At 45.4% G+C, this 581-nt stretch carries 1 protein-coding gene; it reads left to right on the forward strand.

Features of this window, described 5'->3' with window-relative positions:
• A partial coding sequence (locus R7O13_RS29095) for a GlxA family transcriptional regulator (protein ID WP_318305486.1) occupies positions 1-581 on the forward strand: 581 nt, incomplete at both ends.

Consider the following 581-nt stretch of genomic DNA (forward strand, 5'->3'; position numbering starts at 1 on the left):
TTTATGGCTTTGAAGAGATGTTTTTGCTGGCCAACAGAATATGTAAGGAACAGAACATTGAGGTTGTGTTTGAGCCGATTTTAATTCCACATACAGACCTAACCGCAGAAAGACTAACGGTTGTTTTGTTGCCACCTGCGTCACTTGATAATTACTACTTAGCTCCTGATGATGCGTTGATTCGATGGCTTAAAGCGCACTACTCACAAGGGGCGGTGTTATCTTCTGCATGTGCCGGAGTATTCATTCTTGCCGCAACCAACTTGATCGATTCGAGAGAGGTCACGACCCATTGGGCATTGGCGGAAACATTCTCCCAAGCCTTTCCTAGCATTGCGCTAGATAGCAATAAGATATTGATCAATCACGGTGACATAGTAACGGCGGGTGGGATGATGTCATGGTTAGATCTTGGCTTTGAGCTGATCGCGAAATACGCTTCGCCAAGTGTTGTGCGTCAGCTTGGAAAAACGCTGGTTATTGATACCGCTCAGCGAGCGCAGAGCTACTACCAACAGTTTCATCCATCGTTTTCTCACGGTGATTATGCGATTGTTTCCATTCAACAAATCATGCATCAG

This window comes from Vibrio sp. Y176 (assembly GCF_033438945.1).